This window comes from uncultured Roseobacter sp. (assembly GCF_947495275.1).
GTDB lineage: Bacteria > Pseudomonadota > Alphaproteobacteria > Rhodobacterales > Rhodobacteraceae > Roseobacter.
On sequence record NZ_CANLYL010000004.1, the window covers coordinates 178,451 to 192,627 of the forward strand.

Annotated in this window: 12 protein-coding genes; all 12 read left to right on the forward strand. The window is 56.2% G+C overall.

What is annotated here, in order from left to right; genetic code table 11:
• Positions 1 to 44: 44 nt before the first annotated feature.
• The 12 genes from bhcA (at position 45) to Q0802_RS09975 (ending at position 13,996) form a co-directional block, all read left to right on the forward strand.
• Positions 45 to 1,235, forward strand: a complete 1,191-nt coding sequence (bhcA, locus tag Q0802_RS09920; RefSeq protein ID WP_298917266.1) for an L-aspartate--glyoxylate aminotransferase BhcA — start codon at positions 45 to 47, stop codon at positions 1,233 to 1,235.
• Between the two features lie 14 nt (positions 1,236 to 1,249).
• The gene (gene bhcB / locus Q0802_RS09925) at positions 1,250 to 2,221 is read left to right on the forward strand and encodes a beta-hydroxyaspartate dehydratase BhcB (protein WP_298917269.1); all 972 of its coding nucleotides are present in this window, start codon (positions 1,250 to 1,252) and stop codon (positions 2,219 to 2,221) included.
• A 12-nt stretch (positions 2,222 to 2,233) separates the two neighbouring features.
• On the forward strand, positions 2,234 to 3,397 hold the full coding sequence (gene bhcC, locus Q0802_RS09930) for a 3-hydroxy-D-aspartate aldolase BhcC (RefSeq protein ID WP_298917271.1): 1,164 nt from the start codon (positions 2,234 to 2,236) through the stop codon (positions 3,395 to 3,397).
• Between the two features lie 78 nt (positions 3,398 to 3,475).
• A complete protein-coding gene (gene bhcD / locus Q0802_RS09935) occupies positions 3,476 to 4,453 on the forward strand; it encodes an iminosuccinate reductase BhcD (protein ID WP_298917273.1) in 978 nt (325 codons plus the stop codon).
• Positions 4,454 to 4,702: 249 nt separating this feature from the next.
• Positions 4,703 to 6,409, forward strand: a complete 1,707-nt coding sequence (locus Q0802_RS09940) for a serine/threonine-protein kinase (RefSeq protein WP_298917275.1) — start codon at positions 4,703 to 4,705, stop codon at positions 6,407 to 6,409.
• A gap of 92 nt (positions 6,410 to 6,501) precedes the next feature.
• Positions 6,502 to 7,644, forward strand: coding sequence for an FHA domain-containing protein (locus tag Q0802_RS09945; protein WP_298917277.1), 1,143 nt, complete (start codon positions 6,502 to 6,504; stop codon positions 7,642 to 7,644).
• Positions 7,619 to 8,470: a protein phosphatase 2C domain-containing protein gene (locus Q0802_RS09950; RefSeq protein ID WP_298917279.1), complete on the forward strand. Its 852-nt coding sequence runs from the start codon at positions 7,619 to 7,621 to the stop codon at positions 8,468 to 8,470. The genes Q0802_RS09945 and Q0802_RS09950 overlap by 26 nt, the downstream gene beginning before the upstream one ends.
• Complete coding sequence (locus tag Q0802_RS09955; RefSeq protein ID WP_298917281.1) at positions 8,460 to 9,551, forward strand: GTPase domain-containing protein; 1,092 nt, start codon at positions 8,460 to 8,462, stop codon at positions 9,549 to 9,551. The genes Q0802_RS09950 and Q0802_RS09955 overlap by 11 nt, the downstream gene beginning before the upstream one ends.
• 170 nt (positions 9,552 to 9,721) lie before the next feature.
• A complete protein-coding gene (locus Q0802_RS09960) occupies positions 9,722 to 11,800 on the forward strand; it encodes a dynamin family protein (protein ID WP_298917282.1) in 2,079 nt (692 codons plus the stop codon).
• A complete protein-coding gene (locus Q0802_RS09965) occupies positions 11,797 to 12,729 on the forward strand; it encodes a dynamin family protein (protein ID WP_298917284.1) in 933 nt (310 codons plus the stop codon). The genes Q0802_RS09960 and Q0802_RS09965 overlap by 4 nt, the downstream gene beginning before the upstream one ends.
• A gap of 82 nt (positions 12,730 to 12,811) precedes the next feature.
• Entirely contained in the window at positions 12,812 to 13,204 is a 393-nt protein-coding gene (locus tag Q0802_RS09970; protein ID WP_298917287.1) for a hypothetical protein, read from the forward strand.
• 3 nt (positions 13,205 to 13,207) lie between these two features.
• Positions 13,208 to 13,996, forward strand: coding sequence for a hypothetical protein (locus tag Q0802_RS09975; protein ID WP_298917289.1), 789 nt, complete (start codon positions 13,208 to 13,210; stop codon positions 13,994 to 13,996).
• Positions 13,997 to 14,177: the final 181 nt, after the last annotated feature.

Below are 14,177 nucleotides of genomic sequence, written 5' to 3' on the forward strand. Positions count from 1 at the left end.
ACCCTATTTGGTATGATGTCGCCGTGAATTAGGAGGACGACGCCATGTCAGATCAAAATCCAGTGTTTATCCCGGGGCCAACAAACATTCCGGATCGGCTGCGTGCTGCGATGCACGTCCAGACCCGTGATCATCGCGCGCCCGACTTCGTGGAGACATTCGCGCCCGTTCTGGAAGATACCAAAAAGGTTTTTGGCACCACTGAAGGCTCCGTGATTACCTTCCCCGCCAGTGGCACGGGTGGATGGGAGGCGGCGATATGCAACACGCTGAGCCCCGGCGATAAGGTTCTGGTGGCACGCTATGGCATGTTCAGCCATCGCTGGATCGATCTTTGTCAGAGACATCAGTTGGATGTTCAGATCATTGAATGCCCATGGGGTTCAGGCGCACCGGCGGATAAATTTGAAGCCGTACTCAGTGCGGATAAGGACCACACCATCAAAGCCGTTCTTGTGACGCATAATGAAACTGCAACGGGCGTGAAATCCGATATTGCAGCCGTCCGCGCCGCCATGAATGCCGCCAGCCATCCGGCGATGATGTTTGTCGATTGCGTCAGTTCGCTGGCGTCGATGGATTTCCGTATGGATGAGTGGGGGGTCGATATCGCCGTGTCCGGATCGCAAAAAGGGTTCATGCTGGCGACCGGTATGGCCATCCTCGGGGTGAGCCCCAAGGCTTTGGCTGCCATGGAAACGGCGAAACTATCGCGCACCTTCTTCGATTTCCGCGACATGATGGGCGCGAACGCCTCCGGTGGTTTTCCCTATACGCCGCCATTGCAACTAATCTATGGCATGCGTGAAAGCCTCAAAATGCTCTTTGAAGAAGGGCTGGAAAACGTCTACGCGCGGCATTTTCGTCTGGCGGAAGGCGTGCGCAAAGCCGTGGGTGCCTGGGGGCTGAACCTGGTTGCCGAAAGCCCGGAACTTTATTCCGACACTGTCAGTGCGATCTACGTTCCCAAAGGTTTTGACAGCAACGCCCTGACAGATCAGGCGTTCAATGCCTACGGTGTCTCCTTTGGGATCGGGCTTGGTGAGATGAACGGCAAGGCGTTTCGGATTGGCCATTTGGGCAGCCTGACGGATGTGATGGTGCTATCCGGGCTTGCGACGATTGAAATGGCGATGGCTGATCTGGACTATCCGATTGAGTTGGGCAGTGGTGTCGCAGCGGCGCAGGATTACTTTCGCACGCATCGGTCAGCCATGATCAAATCTGCAGCATAATGGGGAAACGACAAATGTTGGACACAATGACGGGACCTGATCTGACACTTGATCACGTGCGTGACGCCCATGCGCGGATCAAGCCCTATATCCATCGCACGCCTGTGCTGACGTCGTCCTATTTCAACGATCTGACGGGCGCGGAGCTGTTCTTCAAATGTGAGAATTTTCAGAAAGCCGGTGCTTTCAAGGTGCGTGGTGCGTCCAACGCCGTCTTTGGCCTCAACGATGCGATGGCTGAGAAGGGCGTTGCGACCCATTCGTCGGGCAATCATGCGCTGTCGCTCAGCTACGCGGCCGGCAGGCGCGGCATCCCCTGTCACGTGGTGATGCCGCGCACAGCACCCGAGGCCAAAAAGGCAGCCGTGCGCGGCTACGGTGGGATCATCACGGAATGCGAGCCGTCGACCACCAGCCGCGAGGCCGTTTTTGCCGAAGTACAACAGGCCACGGGCGCGGAATTTGTGCACCCTTACAATGATCCGCGCGTTATTGCCGGGCAGGCGACCTGTTCTTTTGAATTGCTTGAGCAGACGGAAAACCTTGATGCGGTGATCGCGCCGATTGGTGGCGGTGGAATGATTTCAGGCACCTGCCTGACTTTGTCGAACCTTGCACCCAAAATGGAGATTTATGCGGCAGAGCCCGATCAGGCGGATGATGCGGCGCGTTCCTTCCGGGCGGGGCATATCATTGCCGATGATGCGCCTGTAACAATTGCCGATGGTCTGAAAGTACCATTGAAGGAAAACACTTGGCACTTTGTGTCGAATTTCGTGACCGACGTGCTGACAGCATCGGAACAGGAAATCATTGATGCGATGAAACTGACATGGCAACGCATGAAGATTGTGATGGAGCCAAGCTGTGCTGTGCCAATGGCGGCCATCCTGCGCAACCCGGACGTGTTCCGCGGCAAGCGCGTGGGTGTGATCATCACCGGCGGCAATGTGGATATGGATAAACTGCCCTGGACATTGGGCTAAGGAGATACGGACATGAACAAACAAGTAAATATCGAAGAATACGAAGTTGGCTACGACATCCCGGCAGCAATCGGCATGGATGAGGCCAAGATCGCAACGCCCTGTCTGGTGCTCGATCTGGATGCGCTTGAACGCAACATCAAGAAGATGGGCGATTGGGCACGCGATCACGGCATGCGGCACCGTGTGCACGGAAAGATGCACAAATCTGTCGACGTTGCCCTGCTTCAGGAAAAACTGGGCGGAAGCTGTGGTGTCTGTTGCCAGAAAGTGTCCGAAGCGGAAGTTTTTGCCCGTGGTGGTATCAAGGATGTGCTGGTCTCCAACCAGGTGCGTCAACCAGAGAAAATTGATCGCTTGGCCCGTCTGCCCAAACTTGGCGCGCGCACCATCTGCTGCGTGGACGATGTGGAAAACGTCGCGGACCTGTCGGAGGCGGCCACCCGTCATGGCACCGAAATCGAATGTCTGGTAGAGATTGACTGTGGCGCGGGGCGTTGTGGCGTCACAACAACGCCAGCCGTTGTGGAAATCGCCAAAGCCATCGATGCGGCACCGGGACTGAAATTTTCCGGCATCCAGGCCTATCAGGGCGCGATGCAGCACATGGACAGCTATGACGACCGCAAGGCGAAAATCGACATCGCCGTGGCGCAGGTGAAAGACGCTGTGGACACGCTCAAGGCGGATGGTCTGGAGTGCGATATCGTCGGCGGCGGCGGCACGGGGTCCTATTATTTTGAAGGCAACTCGGGCGTATATAACGAATTGCAGTGTGGCTCCTACGCTTTCATGGACGCAGATTATGGCCGCATTCTGGACAAGGACGGCAACCGGATTGATCAGGGCGAGTGGGAAAACGCGCTCTTTATCCTGACCTCCGTGATGAGCCACGCCAAAGCCGACAAGGCAATCGTCGATGCGGGTCTGAAGGCGCAATCGGTGGATTCAGGGCTGCCCACCATCTTTGGCCGCACGGATGTGGAATATGTCAAATGTTCGGACGAACATGGCGTAGTTGCTGATCCCGACGGCGTGCTCAAGGTCAATGACAAGCTTAAACTGGTGCCGGGCCACTGCGATCCGACCTGCAACGTGCATGACTGGTACGTCGGTGTGCGGGGCGGCAAGGTGGAGACAATCTGGCCCGTCTCCGCGCGCGGTAAAGCCTACTGATCCCCTTACAAAAACACAGCAGCGCGTCCGGTCCGTCCGGTCGCGCGGAAATTCAAAGTAAAAGACAGGAAATCCCAAATGTCCGAAGGATTGTTGATCGTGGGCGAAGACGTCTGCGCCGAAGTTGTGAACAGCAAGGATGCCTTTGATGCGGTTGAGGCCGTATTTGGTGCCATGGCAAAGGGTGATGCCTACAACTTTCCGGTGATCCGCGAAGCGATCGGATATGCGGATGCGCTTTATGGTTTCAAATCGGGATTTGACAAGGCCGGTAAAACACTGGGCGTGAAGTCGGGCGGATATTGGCCCGGCAATATGGACAAAGGCCTGACCAACCACCAGTCGACCATATTCCTCTTTGATCCCGACACCGGCATGTTGCAGGCGCTGGTGGGCGGCAATTACCTGACTGCGGTGCGCACGGCGGCTTCGTCGTCGGTGTCGATTGCGCATCTGGCGCGCAAGGACGCCAAGGTTCTGGGTATGGTTGGGGCAGGGCATCAATCGACCTTCCAGTTGCGCGCCGCCGTGAAGCAGCGCGATTTCGAGAAGGTTGTGGCGTGGAACCCGCATCCCGATATGCTGCCACGCCTCGGGGCGGTGGCTGAGGAGTTGGGGCTGGCATTTGAAGCGGTCACCCAGGAAGAACTGGGCGCGCAGGCGGATGTCATCATCACGATCACCAGCGCCTTTGAACCGCTGATGATGAAAGACTGGATCAAGCCGGGCACACATATCGCCTGCATGGGCACCGATACCAAAGGCAAGCAGGAGGTCGATCCGGCCATTCTGGCAAATGCCACGGTATTTGCCGATGAGATTGCCCAATCAACCACCATTGGCGAGGCCCAGCATGCCATCGCATCGGGTCTGATATCACAAAGCGATATCACCCCGATTGGTGCCGTCATCAACGGCGATCATCCCGGTCGCAGCAATGACGGGGAAATTACCCTTTTTGATGGTACCGGTGTCGGCCTGCAAGATCTGGCCGTAGCCTCGGTCGCCGCTGCGGAGGCTGAAAAACAGGGAAAGGCTACGCGCGTAGCACTCTGATTTTCCTTTTTTCCAAATGATTTGACGCATATCCGCGGTCTGTCGGGCCGCGGATATTGTCTTTTGATCTAGCTGGTTTGTCGGTTGAGAACGACCGCATTCTCCTAAACTTGTCTTTTCATGGCACGTCTCTTCCCTTCTCAAGCCATGTTTTGGACACAGCCTTTCGACCATTTTTGCCACAGGCCCGCGTGCGTTTTCAAAGCGCGACAGGCGGGTAGTGATCACCAATGGACGATAGAAAACGCGATGAATACGCAAGAAGGGACAATAGCGGACGACGACGCCAACAGCGAAGCGTTGGCACCCGGCAGCCAGTTGCTGAGCGGACAGTATGAGATCATTCGGTATCTCAGCAGCGGTGGTTTCGGGATCACTTATCTTGCCAAAGACAGTCTGAACCGCACCGTGGTAATCAAGGAGTGTTTCCCGGAAGCGTTTTGCAGCCGCGTCAACAAAACGGTGCGCGCCAGAACCCGCAACTACGTGGACGATTTCCGGTCTATCGTTGCGCTCTTTATCAGGGAAGCCCATGCGCTTTCGCGTTTGGACCATTCCAGCGTCGTCGGAGTGCATCAGGTCTTTGAGTACAATGAGACGGCCTATATGGCGCTCGATCTGATTGATGGTAAAGATCTGCTGGAGATCATTGAAAGCGGCGAGCCGAAACTGAGCCCCGCGCAGGTCCGGTCGCTGACGCTGCAATTGCTTGAAGCCATCGGTCATGTGCACAGTCAGGATTTGTTGCACAGGGATATCTCTCCGGACAACATTCTCGTCGACAAGACAGGGCGCCCGGTGCTGATTGATTTCGGTGCTGCACGCGAAGAAGCCAGCCGCAAAAGCCGCGTGCTGTCTGCGGTTCTGGTGGTGAAAGATGGCTATTCTCCCCAGGAATTTTACGTGGCTGGCAGCCAGCAATATCCTTGCAGCGATCTCTATGCCCTGGCGGCATCGCTCAGTCACCTAATCACCGGGCAAGCTCCGCCGAATAGCCAGGCGCGGCTTGCAGCGCTCGCGTCAAATCAGCCAGACCTTTATGAGCCGCTTCAGGGCCGTTTTCCCGAATACGACGATGCCTTCCTGGGTGCCATCGACATGGCGATGAACATCGTGCCTGCCGAAAGGATTCAGTCCGCGGAGGACTGGATATTGATGATCGACCATTCAAAGCGGGTCGAAATTGCGCGCGCCAAAGCTCAGGATGATGCGAACATCGACCTGACGGTCAGCAATCTGATCAAGACGGTTTCGGCGGATTTTGAGGGCACTGGCGAGAAACCCGCTGCCGCTCAGAAGAAAGAGATCGTGCAGGAGGCCGCCACGCCACCGGTCAAATCGAAAACAGTTGATCCCAAATACGACGAGGCGTTTCTCAGAGATCTTTACGATCTCGATGAAAACGAAACCCCGGCAGAGGCCACCGAAAGCGACGATCAGTCAATTCTGGCCGGTCAGCAAGGCGAAGTCGCAGCGGCGTCGCAGGCGGATGACCAGATAATTGACAGGCTTAACGCCGCAATCGACCAGACAAGCACCGATCTGAGTGCGTCTTCGGATACCGCGCCATCGTCATCAAAGCCTGAAAAAATCTCCATAACCCCGGCATCCGTTGTTAAAACCAAGAGCCGTCTCATCAAAGAAGAGGAACGTCTTTACGACGGACCCGATCACAGCCCACGCCCGGCTTCAAGACCTCGCGGAAAGGCCCGTTTGCCCAAAGTCATTTCCCAGAGTGATTTTGACGCGTTGATTGCGGCGGAAAAGACAATTGAAAGAAGCACCAACTGGCGGCGTCTGACAACGATACCGGTGATCCTCTTTGCCTATTTCTTTCTGGGGCACACGGCGCTGCAATTCGATGACATTCACGCAGTCACGGTCGGGCAGATCATCTCGATGGGTGAAAACTACGGCTATTGGACGATCAACCGGTCTGTTGTGGTGGGCGGTTAGAGCCCTTCCGAAAGAAATCAGATCAAAACAAATTACACCGTTCCGGATGATCCGGGGCAGCAGGTTAACAGGCGAAACTGGAAAGGCATAAAATGACACTCTTCCGCAAGGTTTTTCAAAACCAATCGAGGCCTGCTACAGGCGATGAAGCATTGGACGAGGAGGCAATTCGTGACGCGTTCATGATCGACTCCGAGGATCGGGTTTTGCCCCTGGATCCGTTTGCGGTGGCGGAAGAGCGCGCAGAAGAGCTATCCGAAGAGACGGCCGAAGAGCACAGTGAGCTGACGGACGTTTCGGTCATGCCCGAGGATGTCGACGCCGAGCTTGAGATTGCAGACGATGTCCTTGCCGAAGAGGGCGTCGAAGAGATCGAAGCCGCCGATCAGGACGAAGAAGAAACGCAGACCGCAGATATTGCCGCCGTGCTCGCGCAAACGCGCATGATGGAGGAACCCGCTGCCCCAACCGCAAATGAGGCCCCGGAGGTTACACCATCCGTGGCTTCTGATGACGCGCCTGCGGCGGCGGCAGAAGAAGTGGAACCACATGAGGCGCATGAGGCCCAAGACGAGGCGTCGTCAGATGAACCCGCGCAAGAAAAAGCGCCGGATCTGGTTGCCTACGCAAAGCAACAGATGAGCGCCTTGGGGGAAGATCAGGCGGGGCCCGCCGAGGTGGAATCTCCTCCGGTCGATCTGTCGAATACCGATCCGATGTCGGGTGTGCCCGCTCCGGTTGCCGGACGGGCGGGACGCCGCGCCGGTCGGGTAAAGACACGATTGCTTGGTTTCAATCGCGCTGAAGCTGACGCCAATGATCCGTTCGGCGATTCTGAGAATGCAACCGCCAAGCCCCAGCACGAGAAGTTTCCCGTTGGTTGGCTGGTGGTCGTGGAGGGCCCCGGGATCGGGCATTCCTTCAGCATATTCACCGGCGCATCCATGATCGGACGCGGCGATGATCAGGTCATCAAGCTGGATTTTGGCGACAATAGCATTTCACGCCATAACCATGCGGCGATCGCTTATGACGAAGAAGAAAACAAGTTCTATATTGGTCATGGTGGCAAATCCAACATCATCCGTCGCAATGCCCGCCCTGTTCTGAGCACGGAGGAATTGCTTCACGCCGACCTTCTGCGCATTGGCGAAACCACATTGCGTTTCGTGGCGTTGTGCGGATCGGATTTCAAGTGGGATATGGCAAATGGCAGCGATGACACCGTCCTTTGATTTTGATGCCTCCTCTGCGCTGAGCATGGGGCAACGCAGCTATCAGGAAGATGCCCTCATCTGCGATTTTTCGCGCGGAGCGGAGATCGGGTTGACGGTGTTGGCGGATGGCATGGGCGGGCACGCCGCGGGCGATGTGGCCAGCAAGATCGTCGTGACCGAGGTTTTCAGTGAGCTGACATTCCAACGCGGCAACGAGGCGTTCGAAGAGACGGTCAGAACAAATCTCTTTGACGCGGCAATGGCGGCAAATGCCTGTCTGCGCGATCACATGGAAACGCACCCCGAGACACGGGGCATGGGGGCCACACTGGTTGCGACGGTCATCATCAACAAGCGCCTGTACTGGATATCAATCGGGGATTCCCCCCTGTTTCTCTACCGGAATGGAAGCTTGAAACAGCTTAACGAAGACCACTCCATGGCACCTCAGATTGATTTCATGGTCAAATCCGGCTTGATAGATCATGAAGAGGGGCGCTGCCACCCGGACCGAAACACCCTGACATCGGTGCTTTTCGGCGAGAAGGTGCCGCTTGTGGACTGCCCGCAGGAGCCAACCGATTTACAGGTGGGCGACATGCTGATCGTTGCCAGTGACGGGCTGCAATTCCTGACGGATGCGGAGATCGAAGAGGTGCTGCGCTTGCATGAAGATGATCATAGCGCCAAGATCGCAGATCGACTGTTGGACCGGCTTGCGAAACTGAACGATCCGGATCTGGACAACGTGTCCTTTTCAGTTGTGAAACTCAAGGAAGCACAGAACCAAAACGTGACCGATGCCAAGCCAGCGGTACGGGAAGGCATTCGCCGTGTCGGATGAGGTCGAGCGCGTTCAGGTGATGTCAAGGTTGGAGGCTGTGTTGGCGTCCGAGACCTTGAGCGATGCCGCGAAAGCACAGGCGAAAAACCTGCTGGACCGTTTGGGGTCAGGCGTGAATGTCGTCGTTCTTGGCCCTAAGGGCGCTGGGAAATCAAGGCTTTGCGATGTGATGCTGGAGCATGCATTGCCAGAACCCGGGCAAAAAGCCTCGGTCTACAGTTTTGACGATGTTCAGACCGATCCGGATGAGAGCGTCGCGTCGCTTTGCCTGCAATGTGATTTTCTCAAGCTGACCACGGTGACGGATGTCACGGCACCACAGGACATGGATGATTTTGCGGCAACGGCCGCTTGGGCGATGTCACGAGCGGATATCGTTTTGTGGTGTACCTCGGAATTTGGCCCCACCGAGGCGAAAATCTGGGCGGATGCCTCGGATCACCTGAAAGACCACAGCTTCCTGGTGCTCACCAAAGCCGACAGATTGGCCGGTCAAGGACAACTAAACCACGTGATTTCAGCGCTGCAATATATTGCAGCGGAAGAATTTCACAGCTTCTTTCCGACCTCTACATTGCAGGCACATGCGACATTGACGCAAACGGGCGGCATCCCTGATGACCAGATGGCCGCAAGTGGGATCAAAGCTCTTAAAGATACGTTGTTGCGACTGGCCATGTCTGGTCGGCGTGCGGATCTGGACAGCGCACTTTTGTTTTTGGAACGTTACGGGGCCGATACGTCTGCTCCTGAGACCGCGAAGGATGAGGCCTCTTCACCGCAAAGACAGACCTATCAGAAGGCACTGGACCTGTTACGGTCCCGCACAGCCGACATCAGTCAGGATGCGGCACCTGATACGGTCCTGAACTGCTGTGGTGCACTGGCCGAAGACCTCGCCGAACTTGCTTCAGCCGAAACACAAAGCGCGCCTGATTTTGACGCTTGGCGCAATGATCTTTACGAGGCCAGCGACAAGGTCATGCTGATGACGTTGGAAAACGATCTGCGGTCCGCCGCGGATGCCGCCACCATTATTTTGCAATTGAGCCGGGATCTGCAATCTCGCGTAAGTCATTAAAAGCTTAAAGATACTCAGTATTTGAGCCCGCCGACGGCCACAATCACTGCACATTTGCCCCGCACATTCGGATGAGAATACATCCGGGGCTCAAAACCTATGCCATTTTTTCTGATACCCATAGAGACCGCCCAATCAGGCAGGCAGACGGCTTGCACAGGAGGGCAGCGATGAACGTCCTCAATTCGGCGAGCACCCAGGCGTTCCAGGAAGCGACAAGGGCCGATCTGCTAAAGGTAGGTCTTGAGCCCCTCGAAGCGTTTGGGAAGACCGCAGCCGCGGTGCGTAAGGCGCTGAAATCCTTGCAATCTCTGGGAGACGACAATACCGCAAAGCGTGCTGATCGTTTGCTGCGCCAACTTGATAGCTTCGAGCCAAGCGTCACAATGATCGGCCAGATCAAATCCGGCAAAACCTCTCTGGTCAACGCCGTGGTCGGTCGGACAGATTTATTGCCAGCGGATGTAAATCCCTGGACGTCGGTCGTGACCTCTTTGCACCTTCATCCGCAAGCTGCGGGCTTCAAGGACAGCGCGTCGTTTCAGTTTTTCGACGAAGATGAATGGGATCGCCTGATTTCCGGCGGGGGGCGCATTGGTGAGCTGGCCAGTCGCGCAGGGGCCGATGATGAACTGGAAAAGATCAAGGCGCAGGCCGCCGAAATGCGCGAGAAATCACGTGTTCGTCTGGGCCGGAAATTTGAGATGTTGCTTGGCCAGCAGCGTGACTATGGCTATTTCGATAAGGACCTGATTGAACGATATGTCTGCCTCGGCGAAGAGCCTGACGCGGAAGATCCTGACATCTCCGAAGAACAGGGGCGTTTCGCGGATATCACCAAGTCGGCAGATTTGAACATGCAGCGCGCGTCACTGCCGATCCGTTTGTGTCTTCGCGACACGCCGGGTGTGAACGATACCTTCATGATGCGCGAGCAAATCACCATTCGTTCGATCCGTGACAGCCGCATCTGTGTCGTCGTTCTGTCTGCGCACCAGGCGCTCTCTTCAACAGACCTCGCCCTTATTCGTCTGATATCAAACGTCAAATCCCGCGATGTCGTGATCTTCGTCAATCGGGTGGACGAGTTGTCTGATCCCAAGAACCAGATCCCGCAGATATCCCAGAGTATCGCTGAGACGCTTGCGCGCCACAAAGGACCGGAGGATGCCGAGATTCTCTTCGGCAGTGCGATGTGGGCGGCTTGTGCTCTGGAAGGAAAACTGGACGCGCTGCCTGCGTCAAGCGCCCAGGCGTTGCTTGAGTGGTCTGAGGCCGCGGACGTCAGCGATGTCATTGACGAGGTGGAGAGCCGCGATCCGACCAAGATGGCATGGGCCTTATCCGGCGTCCCATCGCTGCAGAGAGCTCTCGCCACACGCATCGCGGAGGGCATTGGGCAAGTCACATTGCAGCGCGTCGCATCCAGCGGGTTAAATCTGGCCAATGCTATATCCGCAGCAGAGCGGATCACGCAAACAAGCGCGAGAACCGCAGATGGCCAGCGCCTTGAACGCGGTGACGCGATCAATCGGATGGCCGAAATTACAACCTCGCAACTCGATAAGCTTGATGACACCTATGCGGCCATCGTGGCGGAATTTTCGGAGCGGATGGATCGCGTACAAGCCAGCTTCCTGGAACGGGCGACCGCCTCACTGATCGTGCATCTTGAGAAATTCGGCGATCATGAACCATGGACCTATGATCCGGCCGGGTTGCGGATGCTTCTTGGGTCGTCTCACAAGGTTCTGGCGCGCAAAAGCAAGGCAGCCTTCGAGGCGACGACACAAGAAACCGCGTTGGAATTGAGTCAGCTTTACCAACAGGCTTTTGGTTTGCCGCCTGAACTTACGCGGATTTCACTGCCACAGGCGCCACAGGTTCCGCCACCCGTTTCGCTGGGCCGAACCATCGCGCTCGATCTCAATGGCAGCTGGTGGAAACGCTGGTGGCTGCATCGGCGCGGCTACAAAGCCTATGCATCTAACTTCTATGAGTTGATCAAGACCGAGACCAATCCCTTTGTCGACGAACTCCGCGATGATCTTGCACAGGAAGTCCGCAAGACGGCCGCAGAAGCGTTGGACACGTTTCTGGCCGAACAAAAATCGGTGTTTGATGTGTTTGACAAGCTGGCGCAATCGAGCCCGCAGGAACTTCAGGCTTACGTGGCCAAGAATGCGCCACCTGATCGTCAGGGAATGCTGACAAAAGCTATAGAAACACTGAGTGAGTATGCATCATGACGCTCGACACCCCCCCTCAAGATGAGCCTGCTTTTCTGAAAGGCGTGAAGGGGCCGCGCCGCCCGCGGATCGCCCTGATGGGAGAATTCAGCGCCGGAAAGAGTACCCTTGCCAACCTGATGATTGGGTCAGACCCCTTGCCGGTGCAGGTCATTGCCACCCAACTGCCGCCGGTGTGGATCAGCTATGGTTCGGGTCCGGCGGCCATCGTGGATCTGGAGGGAAACGAGACCCCGTGCGAGCTTGAAGCGTTGCAGGAAATATCAACCGAAGAAACGGCGTTCATCCGGGTGCAGTGTAAGGAAGAGATACTGCGGATGTGCGATATTATCGACATGCCGGGTATTTCTGATCCGAATATGGCGTCCGCCGTTTGGGAACGCATTTTGCCTTTGGCTGATGGGGTTATCTGGTGCAGCCCGGCCACCCAGGCCTGGCGTCAGAGCGAGGCGTCAGTTTGGGAAAACGTGCCAAAACATATCCAGGAGCACTCCCTTTTATTGCTGACGCGCGGAGACATGTTGGTGTCGGAAAAAGATCGCCGCAAAGTGCTCAAACGCGTGCGCTCAGAAACCGACGCGTTGTTTGCTGCATCAATGATGATCTCGTTGACCCAGGCACGCGATGCCGAAGATGATCCCGCGATTTGGGAAGAAAGTGGCGCAGAGCCATTCGTCACCGAGTTTCTGAACACAATCAACAGGATAGCAGATCAGATTGAAGATGGCAGCCCGCTGGAACCTTTCAAGACCTTGAACTGTGAACCGCAAGCTCTGGTGGAAAATGAAGCTTCCTCTGCTTCGGTGGCCCATGAGGAAACGGGCGACAGGATTGTGCCGCGCCGCCCCATTGCCAAATCGCGCAGGGAGCGGCCGACGCCGCGACCTCAGCCTGAGGAAGATCTGGACCTGAGCCCCAAATTCTCCTGATTTCGTTAACCGGAATCACATTTTCTGCGGTTATGCCAAACACACTCTGAAAAGGCAGAATGCGTGTGTGTGACCGGCAAAGATGAATAGTTTGTCAGTGAAAGATCGGCTGGACAGTTTCCGCAACCGGTTTGCGGGGTGCAGTGTTGTGGTCTTTGCCGATGTCTCCACCGGTATGGTGCTGTCCGCCAGTAGCCGCGAACGAACCACACAGGAAAAGCTGGATGATCTGTGTCGCCGCGCGGCCTCCCGTCTTGCCGCAGGGGCTCATGCGGGCGTGTCCAACAGGTTTTTCGGTGCTAACGGTCTTACCCCCAGCTTAATCGAATTTGACGCGGCGCAAAGGTTTTGCATCGTCAGGTCCAATCATGCGGACGAAGAGGCCTTGTGCTTTCTTCACGACGGTCCAGAACCGGTTTCCGAGATGTTGGCGGTCGCATCTGAGCTGCTTTCAGACATCGGGGCGGAGGGCTGAACCATGCCCGATGGTCGAACGGAGGACGCGGAACGTCTTTGCAAAGTGTTGTCCAGTCTGCGCAATATCGAACATGGTTTTTCTGCGCGCGGCAGACCTCTTGCCAAGGAGGATGCTGCGCAAAGGTTAAGAGCAATCTTGCAGGAAATTGATGAAACGGTGTTGCGCCGCCACTTACGCTTCACAAATGATCGCGTCGGAGACCTGGTTCTTGATGTAGCGGAAAGACGGCTCTTTGGGGTGTCGGTTGGGAAAGATGTCCGTTTGGAGAAGGGTGACGGGATAGCAGAAACACAAATCTCCATTGACGATCCCGCGAGTGTCGCCGGGGTTCTACAAGGCTTCTGCGCTGAGGCTGATAGCGTTTACGTTCAAACAGAAATCGCGCAGAGCGCCTTGCCGGAAGGGGTGATGGGGCTGTCGGCAGCCGATTTGTCCGCCCAGCTTTTTGAAGGATCAGGCAAGGCGATGCCATCGGTGACCCTTGAGACCGCCATCGCGGACTGTCGGATTTTTGCCCTGGCGATTTTCGACAGTGACGCTGCCGAGGGCGCGGCAATAATTGGGCAGACCGCCCTTGGGATGGAACTACAGGCACTGGATACTGAGCATGGGTCTGGCAAGGTCATCGATGAACAATCGAGCCCGGACCATTGTGTCATTTGGGCGCGCGCGGACGCGCAAATGCCGGCCATCCTGAAAGTTCACCACAACGGGCGCCATCTATGGGTTGCTTTTGAGGCTGACCAACTGGATGCCTGCATTGAATGTTGGTCGGCAATCTTCGCTTAGACTGCGACCGGATCGCGCCGCATAAAAATTCAGCTTATCCGACCGGCCCATTCCTTTTTTGGCCGCGCGCTTTCGTCTGTTCTGACAAAATCGTGGAAATGAGTCACTTTTTGGGTGAACATGGCGTTCAATCTGTCCCGAACGCCGCAGAAAAATCCCTGCCTCTTCGTTCTCGCCGGAT